The organism is Cupriavidus sp. C3SS-1 (assembly GCF_057073755.1).
Window position 1 is genome coordinate 294,608 of the sequence record NZ_CP172700.1, and the last position, 21,325, is coordinate 315,932.

The 21,325-nt window shown below is 68.6% G+C and carries 21 protein-coding genes and 1 pseudogene; 8 read left to right on the forward strand and 14 right to left on the reverse strand.

The features are described 5' to 3' along the window. Positions 1-65 precede the first annotated feature (65 nt). Positions 66-272 carry a DUF6494 family protein gene (locus ACIGJC_RS17365; protein ID WP_483713272.1) on the forward strand — a complete coding sequence of 69 codons (207 nt, stop codon included), beginning with the start codon at positions 66-68 and terminating at the stop codon, positions 270-272. A gap of 9 nt (positions 273-281) precedes the next feature. Here ACIGJC_RS17365 and ACIGJC_RS17370 read toward each other — a convergent pair whose 3' ends face one another. The 5 genes from ACIGJC_RS17370 to ACIGJC_RS17390 form a co-directional block, all read right to left on the reverse strand. Continuing rightward, complete coding sequence (locus ACIGJC_RS17370) at positions 282-1,391, reverse strand: dihydrolipoamide acetyltransferase family protein (RefSeq protein ID WP_483713273.1); 1,110 nt, start codon at positions 1,389-1,391, stop codon at positions 282-284. 34 nt (positions 1,392-1,425) lie between these two features. After that, positions 1,426-2,403, reverse strand: a complete 978-nt coding sequence (locus ACIGJC_RS17375) for an alpha-ketoacid dehydrogenase subunit beta (RefSeq protein ID WP_483713275.1) — start codon at positions 2,401-2,403, stop codon at positions 1,426-1,428. Between the two features lie 12 nt (positions 2,404-2,415). Beyond that, positions 2,416-3,513, reverse strand: a complete 1,098-nt coding sequence (gene pdhA / locus ACIGJC_RS17380; protein ID WP_483713276.1) for a pyruvate dehydrogenase (acetyl-transferring) E1 component subunit alpha — start codon at positions 3,511-3,513, stop codon at positions 2,416-2,418. 244 nt (positions 3,514-3,757) lie between these two features. Next, positions 3,758-4,570: a MetQ/NlpA family ABC transporter substrate-binding protein gene (locus tag ACIGJC_RS17385; RefSeq protein WP_483713277.1), complete on the reverse strand. Its 813-nt coding sequence runs from the start codon at positions 4,568-4,570 to the stop codon at positions 3,758-3,760. A gap of 193 nt (positions 4,571-4,763) precedes the next feature. Continuing rightward, positions 4,764-6,038, reverse strand: a complete 1,275-nt coding sequence (locus ACIGJC_RS17390) for an O-acetylhomoserine aminocarboxypropyltransferase/cysteine synthase family protein (RefSeq protein ID WP_483713279.1) — start codon at positions 6,036-6,038, stop codon at positions 4,764-4,766. 265 nt (positions 6,039-6,303) lie between these two features. Here ACIGJC_RS17390 and ACIGJC_RS17395 point away from each other — a divergent pair, with 265 nt between their 5' ends. The 3 genes and pseudogenes from ACIGJC_RS17395 to ACIGJC_RS17405 all read left to right on the forward strand — a co-directional run bounded on the left by ACIGJC_RS17395 (position 6,304) and on the right by ACIGJC_RS17405 (position 8,301). Next, complete coding sequence (locus ACIGJC_RS17395; RefSeq protein ID WP_483713281.1) at positions 6,304-7,203, forward strand: ketopantoate reductase family protein; 900 nt, start codon at positions 6,304-6,306, stop codon at positions 7,201-7,203. A gap of 91 nt (positions 7,204-7,294) precedes the next feature. After that, positions 7,295-7,447, forward strand: a pseudogene (locus ACIGJC_RS17400) (ABC transporter permease); the annotation flags it as partial. Between the two features lie 86 nt (positions 7,448-7,533). Beyond that, the gene (locus ACIGJC_RS17405) at positions 7,534-8,301 is read left to right on the forward strand and encodes a class I SAM-dependent methyltransferase (protein WP_483713282.1); all 768 of its coding nucleotides are present in this window, start codon (positions 7,534-7,536) and stop codon (positions 8,299-8,301) included. A 13-nt stretch (positions 8,302-8,314) separates the two neighbouring features. Here the strand turns inward: ACIGJC_RS17405 and ACIGJC_RS17410 are convergent, their stop codons facing one another. Beyond that, on the reverse strand, positions 8,315-8,668 hold the full coding sequence (locus ACIGJC_RS17410; protein WP_483713283.1) for a LysR family transcriptional regulator: 354 nt from the start codon (positions 8,666-8,668) through the stop codon (positions 8,315-8,317). Between the two features lie 245 nt (positions 8,669-8,913). Next, the gene (locus tag ACIGJC_RS17415) at positions 8,914-9,147 is read right to left on the reverse strand and encodes an IclR family transcriptional regulator (RefSeq protein WP_483713285.1); all 234 of its coding nucleotides are present in this window, start codon (positions 9,145-9,147) and stop codon (positions 8,914-8,916) included. Between the two features lie 471 nt (positions 9,148-9,618). On the opposite strand from ACIGJC_RS17415, the gene ACIGJC_RS17420 reads away from it, so the two are divergent. The 3 genes from ACIGJC_RS17420 (at position 9,619) to ACIGJC_RS17430 (ending at position 12,337) form a co-directional block, all read left to right on the forward strand. Continuing rightward, positions 9,619-10,089 (forward strand): hypothetical protein, encoded by a 471-nt coding sequence (locus tag ACIGJC_RS17420; RefSeq protein WP_483713287.1) that lies wholly within the window; start codon positions 9,619-9,621, stop codon positions 10,087-10,089. 110 nt (positions 10,090-10,199) lie between these two features. Beyond that, entirely contained in the window at positions 10,200-10,946 is a 747-nt protein-coding gene (locus ACIGJC_RS17425) for an IclR family transcriptional regulator (RefSeq protein WP_483713288.1), read from the forward strand. 152 nt (positions 10,947-11,098) lie between these two features. Beyond that, positions 11,099-12,337, forward strand: coding sequence for a GGDEF domain-containing protein (locus ACIGJC_RS17430; protein ID WP_483714450.1), 1,239 nt, complete (start codon positions 11,099-11,101; stop codon positions 12,335-12,337). Between the two features lie 6 nt (positions 12,338-12,343). Here the strand turns inward: ACIGJC_RS17430 and ACIGJC_RS17435 are convergent, their stop codons facing one another. The 3 genes from ACIGJC_RS17435 to ACIGJC_RS17445 are packed head-to-tail and all read right to left on the reverse strand — an operon-like array spanning position 12,344 to position 15,425. Next, positions 12,344-13,195 carry a citryl-CoA lyase gene (locus tag ACIGJC_RS17435; RefSeq protein ID WP_483713290.1) on the reverse strand — a complete coding sequence of 284 codons (852 nt, stop codon included), beginning with the start codon at positions 13,193-13,195 and terminating at the stop codon, positions 12,344-12,346. Further along, on the reverse strand, positions 13,192-14,391 hold the full coding sequence (locus ACIGJC_RS17440) for a CaiB/BaiF CoA transferase family protein (RefSeq protein WP_483713291.1): 1,200 nt from the start codon (positions 14,389-14,391) through the stop codon (positions 13,192-13,194). The genes ACIGJC_RS17435 and ACIGJC_RS17440 overlap by 4 nt, the downstream gene beginning before the upstream one ends. Before the next feature lie 38 nt (positions 14,392-14,429). Next, on the reverse strand, positions 14,430-15,425 hold the full coding sequence (locus tag ACIGJC_RS17445; protein ID WP_483713293.1) for a Bug family tripartite tricarboxylate transporter substrate binding protein: 996 nt from the start codon (positions 15,423-15,425) through the stop codon (positions 14,430-14,432). Between the two features lie 195 nt (positions 15,426-15,620). On the opposite strand from ACIGJC_RS17445, the gene ACIGJC_RS17450 reads away from it, so the two are divergent. Then, complete coding sequence (locus ACIGJC_RS17450) at positions 15,621-16,877, forward strand: Hsp70 family protein (protein ID WP_483713294.1); 1,257 nt, start codon at positions 15,621-15,623, stop codon at positions 16,875-16,877. 65 nt (positions 16,878-16,942) lie between these two features. Here the strand turns inward: ACIGJC_RS17450 and ACIGJC_RS17455 are convergent, their stop codons facing one another. The 4 genes from ACIGJC_RS17455 to ACIGJC_RS17470 all read right to left on the reverse strand — a co-directional run bounded on the left by ACIGJC_RS17455 (position 16,943) and on the right by ACIGJC_RS17470 (position 21,316). Continuing rightward, entirely contained in the window at positions 16,943-17,626 is a 684-nt protein-coding gene (locus ACIGJC_RS17455) for a phosphorylase (protein ID WP_483713296.1), read from the reverse strand. A gap of 23 nt (positions 17,627-17,649) precedes the next feature. Beyond that, complete coding sequence (gene shc, locus ACIGJC_RS17460) at positions 17,650-19,653, reverse strand: squalene--hopene cyclase (RefSeq protein WP_483713297.1); 2,004 nt, start codon at positions 19,651-19,653, stop codon at positions 17,650-17,652. 99 nt (positions 19,654-19,752) lie between these two features. Further along, positions 19,753-20,619 (reverse strand): presqualene diphosphate synthase HpnD, encoded by an 867-nt coding sequence (gene hpnD, locus ACIGJC_RS17465; RefSeq protein WP_483713298.1) that lies wholly within the window; start codon positions 20,617-20,619, stop codon positions 19,753-19,755. 133 nt (positions 20,620-20,752) lie between these two features. Next, positions 20,753-21,316 (reverse strand): BON domain-containing protein, encoded by a 564-nt coding sequence (locus ACIGJC_RS17470; RefSeq protein ID WP_483713299.1) that lies wholly within the window; start codon positions 21,314-21,316, stop codon positions 20,753-20,755. Positions 21,317-21,325: the final 9 nt, after the last annotated feature.

Consider the following 21,325-nt stretch of genomic DNA (forward strand, 5'->3'; position numbering starts at 1 on the left):
TCCTGCGGCACCTGCACTACTATCAAGGCGTAATCGGCAAGCGAACCACCCGTCAGGAGATCGACATGGACCAGGAAGCCTTCAACACGAGCATCCGCAAGTTCCTCAAGACCGTGGGTGTCGGTTCTCAGCGAGAGATCGAACAAGCCGTGGCCGCCGCGCTCGACAGCGGCGAGCTCGCCGGCAACGAGATCCTGCCAGTGAAGATGACGCTGGAACTTGGCAAGCTGAAGCTGAGCACGACGTTCGACGGCGAGATCCGCCTGGCCTGACCCCGCCGGCTATTCAGGCAGCGCCAGGTCGGCGATCACTGCGGCGAGGAAGCGCGCCGCCTCGCCGCCGGTGACCACGCGGTGGTCGAAGGTCAGGCTCAGCGGCATCACGCGGTGCACTGCCGGCACGCCGCCGGCGGCCACCACCTCGTCGCGGATGTGTCCGGCGCCGAGGATTGCCACGGTCGGCGGCACCACGATCGGCGCCGCATAGCGGCCCGCGATCATGCCGAAGTTCGAAAGCGTGATGGTGCTGCCGCGCATCTCTTCCGGCGCGATGGTGCGCGCCCGTATATCGGCGCGCATGCGATCCAGCCCGTGGCGAAGGTCGGCCGCGTCGCGGTTGCCCACGTTGCGCAGCACTGGCACGAACAGGCCCTCCGGCAGGTCCGCGGCAATGCCGACATCGATCTTCTGCATGACGTGGCGCTTGCCGGTCTGGCCTTCGTACCAGGCATTCAGGCCAGGTTCCGCACGGCAGCCGGCTACCAGCGCGCGCACCAGGCGGATGGTGACGTCATGCGCGCCCCGCCAGGCATGGATATCGGCATCGTCCATTACCGTTGCGGCGGCGACCTCGCTCTGCGCGCGCGCCATGTTCTGCGCCATCGCGCGGCGCACGCCGCGCAGGACCTCGCCCGGCCCCGTTTCGGCGAGTGTCGAAGCCACGCGCTCTACATCCGCGGCGGTGACCACGCCATCCGCACCGGACGGGTTTGCCATCGCCAGGTCCACGCCCAGTCGCCGCGCCAGTGCGCGCACGGCCGGCGTCGCCTTGATGCCGGCGCCTCCCGCGCCGGGCGCGAGCGGCGTGGCCGATTCCGACACCACGTGCGAGCCGACCTTGACCGCGCCGACCACCGTCCCCGCATCGGAATCATCGCCGGCGCCCTCGAAGCCCGCGAGCGGCGCGCCAAGGTGGACGATGTCCCCGGTCTGCGCAAACAGCTTGCCGACCGTGCCCGCGTAAGGCGACGGAATCTCGACGATGGCCTTGGCGGTTTCCACCGACAGCAGTGGCTGGTCGACGGCCACGGTGTCGCCGGCCTTCACATGCCAGGTCACGATCTCGGCCTCCTGCAGGCCTTCGCCCAGGTCGGGCAGCTTGAACACTCTCATGGTTGCGTCCCCGGATTTTCTTCCCCAGATTCGGTCAGGCAGCCAGCGCCTTGCGCACGGCATCGACGATGCGCGCCACGCTCGGCAGGTAGGTATGCTCGAGCCGCGAAAGCGGCACCACGGTGTCAAAGCCGGTCACGCGCTGCACCGGCGCCGCCAGCGAGTACAGGCCGGCATCGGCCAGCCCCGCGGCAATCTCCGCGCCGAAGCCCGCCGTGCGCGGCGCCTCGTGGACGATCACGCAACGGCTCGTGCGCGCCACCGATTCGAGGATGGTCTGCATGTCGAGCGGCTTGAGCGTGGCCACGTCGATCACGGCGGCGGACACGCCTTCCTCGGCGAGCTGGTCCGCCGCGGCCAGCGTTTCCTGCAGCATCGCGCCCCAGCTCACCAGCGTGACATCGCTGCCGTCGCGCAGCGTGAAACAGGCATCGAGCGGCAAGGCCGCGCCATCGTTGACGACCTCCTGGCGGAACAGCCGGTACAGGCGCGTCGGCTCCAGGAAGATCACCGGGTCGGGGTCATTGATCGCGGCCAGCAGCAGGCCATACGCGCGCGCCGGCGACGACGGGATGACCACGCGGATGCCCGGCATGTGGGCGAACATCGCCTCGGGGCTTTCCGAATGATGCTCGGGCGCATGAATGCCCGCGCCGAACGGCGAGCGCACCACCAGCGGACAGCCCAGCCGGTTGCGCGTGCGGTGCCGCATGCGCCCGGCGTGGTTGATGATGTTGTCGATGGCCGGATAGATAAAGCCGGTGAACTGGATCTCGGCCACGGGCTTGAGCCCCATCGCCGCCATGCCGATGGCCGCGCCGACAATGCCGGATTCGGCCAGCGGCGTGTCCAGCACGCGCTGTGGTCCGAAGCGAGCCTGCAGGCCGACCGTGGCGCGGAACACGCCGCCGTTCACGCCGATGTCCTCGCCCAGCAGCAGTACGTCGGGATCGTGTTCCAGCGCGTAGCCCAGGGCCTGGTTGACGGCCTCGACCAGAGTGATTTCAGCCATGATGCGCGCGCCTCAGTTCGGGTTGGGCTGGTGCGGCGCGGCGTAGCGCCGTGCCGTCGCCAGCTGTTCCTGCAACGCCGCCGGCATGGTGGCGAACAGGCAGTCGAACATCGCAGCCGGATCCGGCGGGGGCAGCGACAGATACGCTTCCACGGCCTGCGCCACCTGTTGCGAGCATTCGCGCACCAGCGCCTCCTCGCGGCCCGCGTCCCAGGCACCGAGCTTGACCAGGTGTTCGCGCAGCCGCAGCAGCGGCTCCGCCTGCCAGTGCGCCTTGACGGTCGACTCGTCGCGGTAGCGCGACGCATCGTCTGCCGTGGTGTGATCGCCCAGCCGGTAGGTGACGGCCTCGATCAGCGTGGGTCCGTCGCCGGCCCGCGCGCGCTCGATCGCCTCGCCCACGCGGTGCCGCACGGCGACCACGTCGTTGCCATCGATCTGCTCGCCCGGAATGCCCGCCGCGATCGCCTTCTGCGCCAGCGTATGCGCGGCCGTCTGGCGGCTGCGCGGCATCGAGATGGCCCATTGGTTGTTGCTCACGACGATGACCAGCGGTGCATGCCACGCGCCGGCCATGTTCATGCCCTCGTAGAAATCGCCCTTCGAGGTGCCGCCATCGCCGAGCATGCAGACCGCTACGCGCGGTTCGTTGCGCAGCAAGAAGGCATAGGCCACGCCCGCGGCATGGCCAACCTGCGTGCCGATCGGCACGTTGTTGCCGAAGTCATGCGGCGCCGCCGCAAAGCCGCTGCCGCGTTCGTCGCCGCCCCAGTACAGCAGGCTCTCGGTCATGCTGACGCCGCGCACGAACTGCGCGGCATGCTCGCGATAGGACGGCACCAGCACGTCCTCGCGGCGCATGGCGCTGGCCACGCCGACGCCGACGGCTTCCTGTCCGAGCGCCGACGCGAACGTGCCGATCTTGCCCGTGCGCTGCAACGCAATGGCCTTGAGGTCGAACTGGCGGGTCAGCACCATGGCGCGGTACAGCGGCAGCAGCGCGTCCGGATCGGTGGCGAATGGCGGGAGAGGGGAAGAAGAAACCGGGGATGCGCCCGGCGGGTCCAGGTATCGTGTGTAGCCGATGTCAAAGCTCGCAACCGTGCCCATGTGGGAGGCCTCCGATGTGCGTGTCAGGGATCCCGCGCTACCTTGTGGGATAGCGGGACCGCGTCGGGTTGCTTTGAGTTTAGGGCATCGGCACGGGCGTGGGGGACGGAAAGCGGCGCTTGTGTTACTCCGGGCGCAGAAGCGTAATGGGGTCGCCCATGCCGTGCTGCAGCAAGCGGAGCCCTTAAAACAAGAAAGGCTCCCGATGGGAGCCTTTCCATGCTGGCTGCGTTCAGCCGTTGGCTTACTTCTGGTAAGCCGGCGGCACGAAGCCCGCGAAGCGCTGCTGCGCCACGGCCTTGAACTCGGCCGACTGGTAGGCGTCGCGGATGTCCTTCACGAACGGCTTGTTCAGGTCCGCCGTCTTCACCGCCACCAGGTTCATGTAGTAGTCGGGAATCTTCTCGAGCGCCAGCGCCGAGGCCAGCTTCAGGCCGGAGGCCAGCGCGAAGTTGCCGTTGACGAAGCCATAGTCGACGTCGTCGAGCGAGCGCGGCAGCTGCGCGGCTTCGAGCTGGATCAGCTTGAGCTTGTGCGGGTTGCTGTCGATGTCGCGCTCCGAGGCGCGGATCATGTCCGTGCCCGGCTTGAGCGTGACCCAGCCGATCTGCTGCAGGATGGTGATGGCGCGCGCGAGGTTGCTCGGGTCATTGGGCAGCGATACCGTGGCGCCGGGCTTCACTTCGGTGAGGGCCTTGTGCTTGTTGCTGTAGATGCCGATCGGCGCCGTCGGCACCTGGACCACTTCGGAGAGCTGCAGCTTGCGGTCGGCCGAGAACTTCTTCAGGTAGGCCACGTGCTGGAACGCGTTGGCGTCGATCGCGCCATCGGCCAGCGCCAGGTTCGGCTGCACGTAGTCGCTGAACTCGACGATGGTGACCTTGTAGCCGCGCTTTTCCAGCACGGGCTTCACGCCATAGCGGATCTGGTCCGCGTACGGGCCGGCCGTTGCGCCAAAGCGGATTTCCTTCTTGTCCGGCTCGGCAGCGCCTGCTGCCTGCATCACGCCAATTGCCAGCACGGCTGCGAACAGCCGGATCCCCTTGCCGATCTTCATCAAAGCTCCCGTATTTTGGAATAGCGCAGCCATCGGGCTGCATGGTCGGGCCATTGTAGGAAGGAGCAGACAAGGAAGGAACGAGTGTTTCGTCATGCCCATATGCTGAAAGCGCATATGGGCGGCGGCGAAGAACGCCGCAGGCAGCAGGACCGCGCGCCCCATGCGGGTACACGCGGTTGCGTCATCCCGCTCAGGCAGCGTTCAGCGCGCGGTCGAGGTCCTCGAGCAGGTCGTCGATATGCTCGATGCCGATCGACAGGCGCACCATGTCTTCGCTCACGCCCGCGGCCTTTAGTTCATCGGCGTTGAGCTGGCGGTGCGTGGTGGACGCCGGGTGCGTGGCCAGCGACTTGGCGTCGCCGATATTGACCAGGCGCGTGAACAGCTGCAGCGCGTCGAGGAAGCGTGCGCCGCCTTCGCGCCCGCCGGCCTTCAGGCCGAACGACAGGATGCCGGGGCCGCGGCCGCCGAGGTACTTCTGCACCAGCGCGTGGTCGGCGTGATCGGGCAGGCCGGCGAAGTTGACCCAGTCCACCTTGGGGTGCTTCTGCAGGTGCCTGGCGATGGCCAGCGTGTTTTCGGTGATGCGGTCCAGGCGCAGCGCCAGCGTTTCAATGCCCTGCAGGATCAGGAACGCGTTGAACGGCGACAGCGCCGCGCCGGTATTGCGCAGCGGCACCACGCGTGCGCGGCCGATGTAGGCCGCCGGGCCCAGCGCTTCGGTATAGACCACGCCGTGGTAGGACACATCCGGTTCATTCAGGCGCTTGAAGCGCGCCTTGTGCTCGGCCCACGGGAACTTGCCGCTGTCGACGATGGCGCCGCCCACGCTGGTGCCATGGCCGCCGAGGTACTTGGTCAGCGAATGCACGACGATGTCCGCGCCGTGCTCGAAGGGCCGGCACAGGTATGGTGAGGGCACGGTGTTGTCGACGATCAGCGGCACGCCGTGGCTGTGCGCCACGCGCGCAATGGCTTCGATGTCGACCACATTGCCGAGCGGGTTGCCGACCGATTCGACGAACACGGCCTTGGTGCGCTCGTCGATCAGGTCGCCGAAAGCCGCCGGGTTGCGGCCATCGGCGAAGCGCGTTTCGATGCCCGACTGCGGCAGCGTGTGCGCGAGCAGGTTATAGGTGCCGCCGTAGAGCTGGCTCGACGAGACGATGTTGTCGCCGGCCTCCGCGATGGTCTGGATCGCGTAGGTGATGGCCGCCATGCCCGAGGCCAGCGCCAGCGCGCCCACGCCGCCTTCCAGCGCGGCCAGGCGCTGCTCCAGCACGTCGTTGGTCGGGTTCATGATGCGGCTGTAGATGTTGCCGGGCACCTTCAGGTCGAACAGGTCGGCGCCGTGTTGCGCGCTGTCGAACGAGTACGCGACGGTCTGGTAGATCGGCACCGCGACGGCGCGCGTGGTGGGGTCGGACGAATAGCCGCCGTGGACGGCAATGGTTTCAAGTCTCATGATCGGGTCGTTCTTGGTCGGGTGCTGGAGCGGCATGCGCGAGGAAGATGCCGGATGAAGCCGCGGCGTACGTTGCGCCGGGCTTGCGCATGGTAGCAGCACAGGATGTCCGAGGCGATGCGCGGCAAAGAACCAAATTGCATTTGCATATGCGCGGCCCTGCGCAGCTGCCCTGTCATAATCGTCTTCATGCAGGCGACGGCGGGCTGGGGTATGGCGCCCGCGTCGCGCACCATCGGGGTTCACAGCAGGGAGCGTGCAAATCATGAAAGTCGCAGTGATGGGTGCCGGGGCAGTCGGTTGCTACTACGGCGGGATGCTGGCGCGGGCCGGCCACGAGGTGGTGCTGATCGCCCGGCCGCAACACGTGCGGGCCATCGAGGCGCGCGGCCTGCGCCTGGAAACGCAATCGTTCGACGAGCAGGTCAGGGTGTCGGCGAGCACCGAGGCGAGCGCGGTGCAGGGCGCGGATCTCGTGCTGTTCTGCGTGAAATCCACCGACACGCAGGGCGCGGCACTGGCCATGAAGCCGGCGCTCGCGCCGGACGCGCTGGTGCTGTCGCTGCAGAACGGCGTCGAGAATGCCGAGACGCTGCGTGGCCTGCTGGAGCAGGAGGTGGCTGCGGCGGTGGTCTATGTCGCCACCGAGATGGCGGGCCCGGGACACGTCAGGCACAACGGGCGCGGTGAACTGGTGATCGAGCCGACCAGCCAGGGCGAGCGCCTCGCCAGCACGCTGGCCGCGGCCGGCGTGCCGGTCGAGACTTCCGGCAATGTGCGCGGCGCACTGTGGGCCAAGCTGATCCTCAACTGCGTGTACAACGCGCTGTCGGCGATCACGCAGTTGCCGTATGGCCGGCTGGTGCGCGGCGAAGGCGTGGAGGCCGTGATGCGCGATATCGTCGCGGAATGCCTCGCGGTCGCGCAGGCCGACGGCGTGATCCTGCCCCCGGATACTGCGCTGGCGGTGAGCCGCATCGCGCAGACCATGCCCGCGCAGACGTCATCGACCGCGCAGGATCTCGCGCGCCGCAAGCGCAGCGAGATCGACCATCTCAATGGCCTGATCGTGCGCCGCGGCGATGCACTCGGCATTGCCGTGCCGGCCAACCGCTTGCTGCACGCGCTGGTGCGGCTGATCGAGGACAAGCAGCAGGCCGGCTGATCGTTCCCTGCAGTGCAAGGCTCGTAGCCGCTCACAGAGCCTGCCATGACTGCAACCCTCCATGGCGGTCAGCCGAGCCGCCGGTCCTACGCTGTGGCCGCTCCCACTGAACGCCTATGCGGGCTTTCGCGGCGTGCCCGAGACGCTGCGCATGGCCGGGCGCAACTACGGGCTGCGTGGCGTGCGCTATGTGGTGCTGATCCTGGTGCCGGCGGCGCTGCCTGCGATCCTCTGGGGCATGCAGCACTGAGTCGCTTGCCCCTCACCTCGGGCGGGAGTAGTGTACGGCTCCCGTTATATCCAACGCGACACAGCGAGACCGGAGACGCCATGACAGGGATTCACCACGCCGCCGCCGAAGGATTTTCCGCCCAGGCCGCCACCTACGCGCGCGGCCGCCCCGATTATCCGGAAGGCATTGACGACTGGCTGCGCGGGACGCTCGGTCTCGGCCCTGGAAAAGCGGTCATCGACCTTGGCGCCGGCACGGGCAAGTTCACGCGCCGTCTGGCTGCGACGGACGCGGCCGTCATCGCGGTCGAGCCCGTCGACGAGATGCGCGCGCAGTTGTCCGCGGCGTTGCCCGCGGTGCAGGCCGTGGCGGGTACGGCCGAGGCGATTCCGCTACCCGACGCGAGCGTCGATGCCATCGCCTGCGCGCAGGCCTTCCACTGGTTCGCCAACGACCGCGCCATGGCCGAGATCCGCCGCGTGCTGCGCCCGGGCGGCAAGCTCGGCCTGGTGTGGAACGTGCGCGACGAGAGCGTGCCGTGGGTCGCCAGGCTTACCGCGATCATGATGCCGCTGGAGGGCGATGCGCCGCGCTTCTACAAGGGCGACTGGAAGCGGGTGTTCCCCGCGCCGGGGTTCGGCCCGCTGGCGCTGGAAAGCCTGCCTTACGTGCATGAAGGCCCGCCGCAGCAGGTTATTGTCGATCGCGTGATGTCGGTCAGCTTCATTGCGTCGCTGCCGCCCGGGCAGCAGGCCACCGTGCGTGCGCAGTTGCAGGCCGTGATCGACCAGGAGCCGGCGCTGGCCGGCCACGCGCAGGTGGCGTTTCCGTACCGGACCGAGGCTTACAGCTGCACGCGCCTGTAGCGGCTTCGGCGGCCTACATGGTGGCTTGCCGTACCCAGAACTGCACGGGGCCATCGGGTGGCATCGCGGCATCCGTTGCCCCGGGCTCGCGTGCCACGCTATCGAGAATATCGCGCCACATCGCCAATACGCGTTGCGCCCGGGGCAGCGCGCGGATGCCGGCCGGCGTGGGCAACCAATGTGGACTGCCCACGCTGAACAGCGCCGTATCGAGCGCGGACTCCAGGCTGCGTAGTTGATAGTGCAGCCGTTGCGGCTGGATGCCCAGCTCGGCGGCCGCACGGCCGAGGTCCTGGTGACGCATGAGCGCGACGAACGCGCGCAAGGACAGCAGGCTGACGCGCCGGTTCTTCAGGTGGTGTGCCATGCAGGGAGCCAGGCCGCGCGAACGCCAGCCTGCCGCAGGCTGGCGTTCGCGCGGCGTGGCGCAGGTAAAGCGCTGATCGTAGCCACCGGGGTGGCGACCTTGAGTCAGAAGCTTCCGCAACGATATTGCGATTCGTCGGAAGCTTTGGCGGATCTGCTTGGGCAGTTTCCCTGGCGGGACTGGGAAAGGGGAGAGGAGAAGCGGGGCAAATGGCGCAGCGGGGCGGCAGCGCGCCCCGCGTGGTTTCAGTGCATGGGCAACTGGCCCAGGGCGGTCAGCGCCAGCACGACTTCGGGTGACAGGCGACGCTCGCTGCACTGCACGCCCGCGGTTTCCAGTGTGGTCCAGAGGTCGGCATCGCCGGTGACGATCCGCTGCCTGAGGTAGGCGAGATAAGTGTGCTCGGACGGCGTCAGCGGTCGCGGTGCGCTGCGCAAGTCATCCAGGATGTCGCAAAGCGAAATGTTGGGAGGGGTCATACCAATGCGAAAAGTAAAGCTGCGGCGGAAGGTAACGCATGATTCTATCCATGCCATGCATTAACGGCTTCACCAAAAGCAGGCAATAACCCTTCTAATTCGGGCAGGGAACGCACAGGCGCCGCATACGTGGCGCGCCATGCCACGTGATGTGGCTTAAGCCGCCTTTGCCGTTGCCCTGCGAACGCGAACACGGAAAATGTTGTTGCGGAAAAACGCCATCGTTCGCGCTGTGCGTGATCGAGGAGCGCTTCAACGACAACCCGCGCGCCGACGCGCAACGGCTCCCCATGGAGTGAACGCTGAACGGGTGCGCTGCACGAGGCACTCGTGTTCCGCCAGGGTTGGCGCCTTCTGTTCTGGCCGGAATATTTCTGCGGCCGCGCGCGTATAGCCTATACAACAGCTATCAGGCGAGGTCGCAATGGGGGTTGCTCGCAACGGCCCCGATGACTGCACAGGAGGTTAGCCATGAACGGTGCAGCGAGATGGGCGGCGGCAGGGGTGTTCGTTTTCGGCCTTGGTGCCGGGACGCCCGCGCTGGCCGACGAGGAATGGAGCACGGGACCGCCCTGCCAGCCAGTCGTGGGCCAGGCGGTGGTCAACGGCCAGTGGCAGCAGGTGGGCGGACTGGCCTGCCTGCAAGCTGACGGCAGCTGGCAACTGGTCGATGGCGGCGGCGATTACTACCAGACGCCCTACTACTACGACGACAGCTATCCCGGGTATTGGGCTCCCGTAGCGGTCGCCTATGGCGCATTCGTCTTTGTGGATCGCCATCACCACGTGCATCCGATGCAACACGTGTACTTCCGCCGCATGGGCGGCGCGGGCTGGGGCGCGCGCGGCGTGCGTGTCATGCCGCGCGGTGGCATGGGCGGCGGAGCGGCCCGCGGAATGGGCGGCGCCATGGGGGGCGGCCGCGGCGGCGGGCACCGCTGATGGCCTGACCGGGCATCCCATTGACAAGGACAGGCCTGTTCTATACGGTGGCTGCTCGTTCCGTCATGCCGGCGTGCCATGCACGCCGGTTTTCCTTTCCGCGCCAGTCCATGCCACGCAAAGCCGCCCAGGTCTCCGAAGCCGACAAGCACGCCGCCGAAGGCGGTGCCGTTGCCGTGGACCGTGCGCTGTTCGTGCTGTCGGCGTTCCGGCTTGGCGATACCTCGCTCGGGCTGGCCGAACTCGCACAGCGTTCCGGCCTCTATAAAAGCACGCTGTTGCGGCTGCTGGCGTCGCTGGAGCATGCCGCGCTGGTGCAACGGCTGCCTGACGGACGCTACAGCCTGGGGCCCGAGGTGGCGCGGCTCAACGCGGTCTATGCCGCGTCGTTTTCGCTCGAGGCCGTTGTCATGCCGGTGCTGCGCGCGCTGGTACAGGCCACGCGCGAAAGCGCCGCGTTCCATGTCGAGCAGGGCGAACACCGGCTGTGCCTGTACCGGGTCGATTCGCCGCAGCCTGTGCGTGACCACATCCGCGCGGGCGAACTGCTGCCGCGCGACCGCGGCGCCGGCGGCCGCGTGCTGCGCGCGTTTGCCGGCGAGGCCGGCGAACTCTACGAGCGCATCCGCCGCCAGGGGGTGATTGCGCTGGTCGGCGACCGCAGCCCCGAGATCGCGGGCGTTTCGGCGCCGGTGTTCGGCCCGGACGGCGCCCTGGCCGGTGCGCTGACGCTGACCTGCCCGGCCAGCCGGTTCCGCGAAGATTTCCGTGACGATGTCCTGGGCGCGGCGCGCGCGCTGACCCAAGGCCTGGGCGGCAATTTCCCCGATTTCCCGGAGCTGCCGGCGGCGGCCTGATGCCGTTGCCCGGGCGGCGTTGTGGCGGGGTGACCCGGCTTGTCGGGGGTGCCCCTTGGCAGCCGCGGCGGGATATCATTCGCGGTCGCCCCCTTCACCCGTGCCCTCGTATCGGTCGACGGCGCGCCTCATGGCTTTGTCAAGGGATGTCCGTGCACCTGGACCAGCAAACCATTGCGGTTGTGATGATCGTGTTCTTTTCCAGCACGCTGGTCATTGCGGCTGGGCTGGTCTTTGCGCTGCGCGCGATCGAGGCGGGGCGGCTGTGGGCGTTCGGCCACGTGATCGTGTCCGGCGCCGGACTGGCGCTGGCGGTCAGCGCGGCCGGCGGCGAGCCGAACCTGGGCATGGCGGGCGCCGGCGCTTTCGTGGTGGGCTGGCTGCTGATCTACCGCGGCGTGCGCGTCTATTACGGCCTGCACGCGCACGCCGGCCCGCTGGCGGCGGCCGGGCTGGTCGTGCTGGGGCTGATCGCCACGTCCTCCGGGCTGCCCGACGGGCCCCGGGTGTTGCTGGCCGCGGTCTACGGCATCCTTGCCGCGATTTCGCTGGCGACGATCGCGACCCTGGTGCGTACCGGGCGTGGGCGGCGCAGCATCGGCGCGCCGCTGGTGCTGGTGTCCAGCCTCGTGCAGCTGTCGACCCAGCTTGTCTGCGCCAGCCATACGATCACGCAGGCCGGCGTCGACCGGCATGACCTCACGCTGTTCTTCGCCGGCCCGGCGGGCTCGGCCTGGGCGCTGGCGCCGCTGATCGCGGGGCTGCTCGGGCTGTTCGGCTTCACCGTAATGGCGATGGAGCAGATCATCGCCAACAACGAAAGCGGCGCGCGCGTCGATGCGCTGACCGGCCTGCTCAACCGTGGCGCGCTGGACCTGTCGGCGCTCGGCCTGGTGGCGCGCTGGCAGCGCGACGGCCAGCCGCTGTCGTGCCTGGTCATCGATATCGACCACTTCAAGCAGGTCAACGACACCTTCGGCCACCACGCCGGCGACGCGGTGCTGCGTGAAGTCGCCCAGGCGCTCGACAACTCGCGCCGCGCCTCCGACGTGGCCGGGCGCTATGGTGGCGAGGAGTTCTGCATTCTCTGTCCGCACACCGACGAACAACAAGCCACCGCGCTGGCCAACCGTATCCTGCGCAAGGTCCGCGCGATCGCGCTGCCAGGGCAGGAGTGTTTTGCCTCGGTCAGCATCGGCGTGGCGCAGTTGCGCGGCGAGACAGGCAGCAAGGAACTGCTGTGGCGCAAGCTGTTCGCGGACGCCGACCGTGCGCTCTACCTGGCCAAGACGCACGGCCGCGACCGCTACGTGGTGGGGTCTGCGACGCAGGACGAGGCACCGGTGCCGTCGCTCGTGCGCGTGACCACCCGACCCATGCCGGCGGCCTGAGCGGCGTCAGGACCGGGTGCCGTCCGGCACATCGCGCTGCGGCACGCCGTCGTACGTCCACAGGAACTGGCGCGGGATCGGTCCCTTGTTGCGGCCGCCCTGCTGCGTCTGCTCCCAGGCATGCGCCAGGATGCCCACCGAGCGCGACAGGCAGAACAGCCCGCGCGCCAGCGGCGCCGGGAAGCCCAGTTCCGCGTAGATCACCGCCGTGGCGCCGTCGATATTCATCGGCACGGGCTTGCTGCGGCCTTCACCGAGCGCGCGTTCCACGGCGCGCGCAATCGCGGCGTAGCGGCCATTCACCACACCGTTCTCCGCGGCCTGGTCCACCAGCGCCAGCAGGCGTGGCGCGCGCGGGTCCAGCGGATGGAAGCGATGGCCAAAGCCCGACACGAACTTGCCGTGCAGATCGCGATAGTGCTGCAGGCCCGCGCTGACGGCCTGGTCCAGCGCAGCGCCGGCGTCGATGCGCCGCGCGATGTCCTGGTACAGCTGCACCGCCTGCTCGCCCGCGCCGCCATGCACGTCGCCGAGCACGTTGACCGCCGAGGCCATCGCATTGTTCAGCCCGACGCCGCACGTGGCGGCCATGCGGGCAATCGCAATGCTGGGCGCCTGCGGCCCGTGATCGACGGCCGCCATCAGCGCCGCATCGAGCAGCTCGCCCTGTCCCGGCCCGGGCAAATCGCCACGCAGCATCAGCCAGATCATCTGCGCGAACGAAACCTGGCCGATCAGCTGCTCGATCGGGTAGCCGCGATAGCGGATCTCGCCAGGGCGCATGTCGATGATTTCCGTGCGCCACCAGTCCTGCGACATCTGCTGGCCGGGGTCCATGGTCGGTCGGGTCTCGCTCATACGGCGCGCTCCTGTGTGAGGGTGTCGATGTCGGTCTCGCTGTAGCCAAGGCCGGCAAGGATCTGCCGCGTGTGCTCGCCCAGTTGCGGCGGCGGCGTGTCGACCGACGGTGCTTCGCGGTTCAGCTTGAAGCCGGTGCGCACCACGCGGATATCGCGGCCCACGCCGGGCACGTCGGCGAAGGTGCCGATCATGCCGCGGTCGCGCACCTGCGGCTGCTCCAGGGTCTGCGGCACGCCCAGCACCGGGCCGGCCGGCACGCCAGCCTCATTGAGTAGCGCCCACCATGCCTCGGCGGGCTGCTTTGCCAACTCGGCTTCCAGCGCCTGCGTCAGCGCGGCACGGTTTGCCAGGCGGGCCTGGCGTGCGGCGAAGCGTTCGTCGGCAATCAGGTCCGGGCGGCCCACCACGCGGCACACGGCCTCGAACTGCTCCTGCTTGTTGGCGGCAATGTTCAGCAGGCCATCGCCGGTGCGGAAGGTGCCCGACGGACTGGCGGTGAAGTTCTCGTTGCCCATCGGGGACGGGGCCTTGCCGGCGATCAGGTGGTTCGACACCACCCAGCCCATGGTGGCAAGCGTGGCTTCGAGCATCGACACGTCGATGAAATAGCCTTCGGTGCGCTGGTGGTCCGCCAGCGATGCGGCGATGGCGAACGCCGCCGTGATGCCGCCGATGGTATCCGAGACCGGGTAGCCGACCCGGTACGGCGCGGTCTGCGCGTCGCCAGTGATGCTCATCACGCCCGACATGCCCTGGATGATCTGGTCGTAGGCCGGCAGGTCCGACAGCGGCCCGTCCTGGCCGAAGCCGGAGATGGCGCAGTAGATCAGGCGCGGATTGTCCTGCCGCAGCGTCTCGAAGCCAAGGCCCAGGCGCGTCATCACGCCGGGGCGGAAGTTCTCGACCACGACGTCGGCGCTTTGCACCAGCTTGCGGAACACTTCCTTGCCGCGCCCATGTTTCAGGTTGAGGGTGATCGACTGCTTGCCCGGGTTTTGCGCCAGGAACGACACGCCCATCAGGCGCTGGTTCAGTTCGGCGTCGGCGCCGAGCTGGCGCGCCAGGTCGCCGGTGCCCGGCGTTTCCACCTTGATGACCTCGGCGCCCATGTGCGCCAACTGGTGGCAGCAGAACGGGCCGGCCAGCACATTGGTCAGGTCGAGTACGCGCACATGGCGCAACGGTTTTTGCATGATGGTTTCCTGCGGAATGCTGGGATGGCCGGCGCGGACTACTCCACGCGCGCGCCCGATGCCTTCACGATCGTGCCCCAGCGGGCGTTCTCGGCCTTGATGAAGGCGGCCAGGTCCTGGGCGCTGCCGCCGCGCGGGTCGCTGCCTTCCTCGCGCATCTTGTTGATGGTGTCGGGCTGGGCGAGCGCCTTGTTGACCTCGGCATTGAGCCGCTTGACCACTTCGGGCGAGGTGCCGGCCGGTGCCACCAGTGCCTTCCAGTCTTCCGCCTGGAAGCCGGCATAGCCCGATTCGGCCACGGTCGGCACCGCCGGCAGCAGCGGCAGGCGCCTGGCCGACGTGACCGCCAGCGCGCGGATCTTGCCGGCCTTGATCATCGGCATCGCGATGGGCGGCGTGGCGAAGTAGAAGTCGGTCTGGCCGCCGAGCAGGTCGGTCAGCGCCGGCGACGCACCCTTGTACGGCACGTGCAGCGTCTTGATGCCGGCGCGGCGCGCGAACATCTCGCCGGTCAGGTGGCCCACGGTGCCGGTGCCGGCGGAGGCCATCGACAGCGATTTGGCCTTGGCCGCGGTCACGAGATCGGCCACCGTCTTGTACGGGGCATCGGCGCGCACGATCAGCACCACTGGCTGGGCCGAGACCAGCACCACCGGCGCGAAATCCTTCACCGCGTCATAGGGCATCTTGGGGTAGAGCGTCGGGTTGATCGCCAGGTTGGCGGTTTGCCCCATCCCTAGCGTGTAGCCGTCGGGCTTCGACTTGGCGACGGCATCCAGACCGATATTGCCCCCCGCGCCGGCGCGGTTTTCCACCACCACGTTCCAGTGCGTGGCCAATCCGACCTTGTTGAATACCAGTCGCGACAGCACGTCGGTGCCACCGGCCGGCGGGAATGGCACCACCAGGCGCACCGGCTGGCTCGGGTACGTGTCGGCGCGGACCGGCACTGCGGCGGCCATGAATCCGGGGATGGCGAGGCACAGCAGGGTGCGGGCCCACGAGTGAAGCTTGCGGCGGTGCGGGAAAGTCATGTCGTCTCCTGATATCGTCATAGTTCTATAAGACAGAACATCAGTCTTATAGAAAGAACGCAGCCAGCATAGGAGGCAAGACCAAACGTGTCAAGGGCCGTGGCGGCCGGCATCTGCCACTACAATGGCGCCCGGCCCGCGCCGGCCGTTGGCTGGCGCGGGGAACTTGCAGTGGTGGTACAGAGAACGGAATCGATGATGTCAAACGCATGCGGCCTGGACTTCGGCACGTCCAACTCCACGGTGGGCTGGACCCGCCCCGGCCATCCGGCCGCACTCCTGCCGCTGGAAGACGGCAGGCAAACGCTGCCCTCGGTGATCTTTTTCCACGCCGAAGACCCGCTGGTCAGCTATGGCCGCGCGGCGCTGGACGACTACCTCGCGGGCTACGAGGGCCGGCTGATGCGCTCGCTCAAGAGCCTGCTCGGCACCTCGATGATGGAAGACAGCACCGAGGTAATGGGCCAGGCCATGCCCTTCCGCAAGCTGCTGGCGCACTTTATCGGCGAGCTGAAGGGCCGCGCCGAGCGCGCGGCGGGCACCACGTTCACGCGCGCGGTGCTGGGCCGTCCGGTGTTCTTCATCGACGAGGACCCGAAGGCGGACCGGCTCGCCGAGCAGACGCTGGCGGAGATTGCGCGCGATGCGGGCTTTCGCGACATCGAATTCCAGTACGAGCCCATTGCGGCCGCGTTCGACTACGAAGCCAGGATCGCGCAGGAAGAGCTGGTGCTGGTCGCCGACATCGGCGGCGGCACGTCGGACTTCTCGCTGGTGCGGCTGTCGCCGGAACGCGCCAGCCGCACGGACCGCCGCGACGACATCCTGGCCAATGGCGGCGTGCATATCGGCGGGACCGACTTCGACCGCGCGCTGAGCCTGGCGCGCGCCATGCCGTTGCTGGGCCTGGGCAGCAAGCTGCGCAACGGCAAGGAGATGCCGTCGGGCCAGTACTTCGACCTGGCGAGCTGGCACACCATCAACCTGGTCTACACGCGCAAGGCGTGGGCGATCGTGATGGACAACTACCGCGACGCGGCCGACACCGCGATGCTCGACCGGATGATCCGCCTGATCCGCGAGCGCGCGGGCCACTGGCTGGCCATCCAGATGGAAGCGGCCAAGATCGCGCTCTCGGGCACGGACCGCACCGACGTCGACCTGCATCGCATCGAGCCGGAACTGATGCTGTCAATCACGCGCGACGAATTCGACGAGTCGATCGGCAAGCTTGTCGCGAAGACCGAGAAGACCGTGCAGGACATGCTGGTGACGGCCGGCGTGACGGCGGATGCGGTCGACACCATCCTGTTCACGGGCGGTTCCAGCAGCGTGCCGCTACTGCGGCAGCGGCTCGGCGAATTGCTGCCGAAGGCGCGGCGGGTGGAAGGGGATTTGTTCGGGGGGATCGGTTCGGGGCTGGCGCTGGATGCGGCGCGCAAGTTCGGGTAAGGCGACGAGGAAGGAAACCGTATCGGATTCAGCGCTGGCAAAAGCTGTTCAGTCCTTCTTATCCCTTACCACGTAGCGCATTTGCCGAGCGCAAAGCCCTGACCCACAGCCCGCCGTACCACCGCCAACATCGCACGTGCGGCACTGGCATCGCGCCCAAGTCGCAGCAGCGCCGGCAGTTGCCAGGGCGCCTTCAGCAGGCCCGCCATGACTGCGCCGACATCGGTACGCCCGTCGCTCCCCATGCCGGCCAGCGCCAGTGGCGGGACGGCGCGCGTGGCCGGATCGATCACCACGCGGCACGCGGCGAATGGCAAGCCATGGCTGCGTGCGATGCGGGCGGCGATGTGAGACTCCATATCGACGGCCAGCGCACCGCTGGCGGCGTACAGGGCCGCCTTGTCGGCGAGCGTCGCCACGGCGGTGTCCGAGCCGGCGAGGACGCCGGACAACGCCTGCGGCAGCGACTGCATCAGCGCGCGCATCCAGTCGGGATCAGCAAGCGTGGACATTTCGTTCGATTCGTCGCGCACGCTGGTTGCAACGATGACAGCCCCTGGCGCCAGCGCAGGATCAAGGCCGCCGGCCACGCCGAAGCTGAGGATGCCGGCGCATGCACCGGCCCGGCGCTCGATGGCGGCGCCCAATGCCGCGCCGCGCTGGCCGTACACGACCTCGCTGTCCGGGCCCGCGGCGATATTCGCTTCGAAGTCCATGCCGCAGACCACCAGCACGCACGGCTCGCTCATGGCAGGCGCTTGCGGAGGGCGGTTTACAGTCCCCACGCCACCTGGCGCTTGGCGCCGCGCTGCAGGTTGCGGTAGCGCGCCAGCGCCCACAGCGGAAAGTAGCGGGCATAGCCGTGATAGCGCAGGTAGAACACGCGCGGGAAACCCACGGCGGTGAAGCGCGGCTCGCGCCACAGGCCGTCGGGTTGCTGCGTGCGCAGCAGGTATTCGATGCCGCGTGCCACGGCCGGGTGCGCGGCCTCGCCGGCTGCCATCAGGCCCAGCAACGCCCAGGCCGTTTGCGATGCAACGCTGGGCGCGCGTTCGTAGCCACGGTATTCGAGCTTGTAGCTGTCGCCGTCCTCGCCCCAGCCGCCATCCGCGTTCTGGATGCCGGCCAGCCAGTCGGCGGCGCGCCGCACCGGCGGCGCATCCCGGTCCATGCCCGCGGCATTGAGCGCGCACAGGGCGCTCCAGGTGCCATAGATGTAGTTGGTGCCCCAGCGCCCGAACCAGCTGCCGTCAGGCATCTGCTCGGCCAGCAGGTAGCGCAGCGCGCGCGCGGCGGGTTCGCTCTTCTGCGGCGTGTCACCGGTCTGGCACAGCATCGACAGGCAGCGCGCCGAGACGTCGGCAGTGGGCGGGTCCAGCAGCGCGCCGTGGTCCGCGAACGGGATGTTGTTCAGGTAGAGATGGGTATTCTCGGGCTCGAAGGCCCCCCAACCACCATTGCCGCTTTGCATGCCGACGATCCATTCGACCGCGCGCGTGACCGCTTCGGCGTTCGGGTCCGGGCGTTCTCGCGGGACGTCCTGGGCGGCGCGGTGCATCGCCGCGGCGACGACCGCGGTGTCGTCCACGTCGGGGTAGTGCGGGTTCGCGTACTGGAACGCCCAGCCACCCGGGCGCACCTGCGGGCGGCGCACGGTCCAGTCGCCGCGCACGTCGAGTACTTGCAGCGGGCGCAGCCAGTCCAGCGCGCGGCCGACTGCGGCCGTGGCGCGCGGCCCGCCGGCTTCCAGCAGCGCATGCGTGGCCAGCGCGGTATCCCAGACCGGCGACAGGCATGGCTGGCAGTAAGCTTCGTCGCCGTGGATGACCAGCAGCTTCTCGATCGATCGCCGCGCCACGGCACGGTCAGGATCGTCGGGCGGAATGCCAAGCACGTCGAACATCATCACCGAGTTCGCCATGGCCGGGAAGATCGCGCCCAGGCCATCTTCGCCGTTGAGCCGCTCGCGCACGAAGGCTTTCGCCGCGTCGATGGCGCGACGGCGCAGCGCGCCCGGCATGACAGGCTCGGCGGCGCGCAGCAGCGCATCGGCACCGCGGAACAGCGAATACCAGCCGGCATGCTGGTGGGGCGCCTTCGATGGCAGCCGCACGGCGTCGCGCGGGGCGGTGAACAACTCGTCGATGCCGATCTTGCGCGGGTTGCGCGCCTGCGGCCGCAGGCTGTTCAGCACCAGCAGCGGCACGATCACCGTGCGGGCCCAGTACGACACCTTGGACAGGTGGAACGGGAACCACCGCGGCAACAGCATGATTTCCACCGGCATCATCGGCACTGCCTGCCAGGACATCACGCCAAACAGCGCCAGCAGCGTGCGCGTGAAGACGTTGCTGGCTTCCGCGCCGCCCATGGCCGCGATGGCCGTGCGCGCGCGTGCCATGTGCGGCGCCTGCGGATCGTCGCCGGCCATTTTCAGCGCGAAATAGGCCTTCACGCTGGCGCTGACGTCGGAGCGGCCTTCATGGAACAGCGGCCAGCCGCCCTCGGCATTCTGGATGCGCCGCAGGTAGCGCGCGATGCGTGCCTCCAGCGCCAGGTCCGGGGTCTCGCCCAGGTAGTGCACCATGAGCAGGTATTCGGCAGGGATGGTGGCGTCGGCTTCCAGCTCGTAGACCCAATGCCCGTCGGACTTCTGCTGGGCCAGCAGGGCCTCGAGCGCATGGCCGATACCGGCTTCCAGGGCGTCCGGCGCGGCCGGCGCTGCGGCCGCCATGGCGGCGCGCGGTGCGGCAAGGACGGCCTCATTCATCGACATGCAAACTCCTTGTTCGGCACGACGCATGCGTGCCTGGAAGATGGTGTTCGGGATGCAGCCGGGCGTGGTACGCCAGCCGCGCATCCCCGCGCAGCATCTTCAGACCATGGTGTGGCGCAGAACGATCCATAGCATCTGCGCGCGCGGCACGCGCACGCGTGCGCGCGGTGCGCGCCAGCCCCGCGCGCGCAGGCGCACGAGCAGGCAGTGATAGACCTGGGACATGATTCGCGGGGATCGCACCGCGCGCGACGGGCAGCGCGCCATGACGGCGTCGGCCTGTTCGTAGTGGGCCTGCGCCTCGCGCGCGACGGCCGCGCAGGCGGCGTCGATGCCGGCATGGGCCACGACTTCCAGCGGCGTGGCGTGTTCCAATCCCCGCACGCCCGCGGCGGCCAGTGCGGGCGCCGGCAGGTAGAGGCGGCCAATGGCGGCGTCTTCGTCGATATCGCGCAGGATATTGGTGAGCTGCAGCGCCCGCCCGAGATGATGGGCCAGCGCCAGGCCGGGGGCCTCGTCCATGCCGAACACGCGCACGGCCAGCCGGCCCACCGCGCTGGCGACGCGATCGCAGTAGAGGTCCAGCGTGGCGGCGTCGGGCGCGCGGATTTCGGTGACCACATCCATGGTCATGCCGTCGATCACGTCCAGGAAGTCCTGCTGGCGCAGGTGGAAGGCGTCAATCTGCCGGGCCAGGGACCGCAGCGCGGCCGGCGCCATGCCCGCGTAGCACAGGCCGATGTCGCGGCGCCAGGCATCCAGGCCGGCAAGGCGTTCGGCATGCGGCGCGTCGCAGTCGGCGATATCGTCGACGGCACGGCAGAAGGCATAGATCTCGAACATGGCCTGCCGCTGGGCTGCCGGCAGGATGCGCATGGCCGCGTGGAAGGAACTGCCCGAAGATGCGGCCGGCGTGGCTGCGCCGGCGATTGGGGCATCTGGCGTTGCGATTTGAGTACCGGCCACGTAACTCCTCGACGCGCTTTTTTTTTCCGTCGTGCGGCATCGGCGGACCACGGCGCCGAGCCACGCATACGGTGGTTGGGGGTCGGCCGATTATAGCAACAACCTCGCAACAGGCCGGCCTGGCCGGAGTGCCTTATCGGCCAGGCGAAAAGCGCACGTAGGGCACGCCACGGCTGGGGGTCGAGGTGGTCTGGTCGACGACCTTCTCGACATCGGCCACCTCGCGCAGCGCGGCAAGGAAGGGCGCCACGGCAAAGCCCGGGCGGACGCATCCCTGCACGGTCAGCCAGCGTCCGCGTACCGTGATCCAGAGCGTGCTGTCCTGCCAGGCGGGCATGGTGACGGCCAGCGTCTGCAGTCGGCGTTGCAGGCTTTCGGCGATGTCCTGGTCGTACTGGAATGCATTGGCCAGGCGGCAGCGGCCCTCGGCCCAGCAGTGGTTGCCTTGCTCGATGCGATGGTGCGCCTCGCGGCGCCATTCGGCCTCGCTGACGCGCGGGCCGGCCGGCTCGGGGCAATCGGCAACGCGGGAAGACACCTGCATGAAGGGGTCGTGGCCATAGTTGGCAACGCTTTCGGCGCAGGCCGGTTGCAGCGGCAGGGCTAGAGCGATGGCAAGTGCCTGGACGCCGCTGCGTCGCCGCCAAATACAAAGAGCCCCGCGCTCGCGGGGCTCTTTGGTGGCAGGCACGTGCATGGGCGCGCG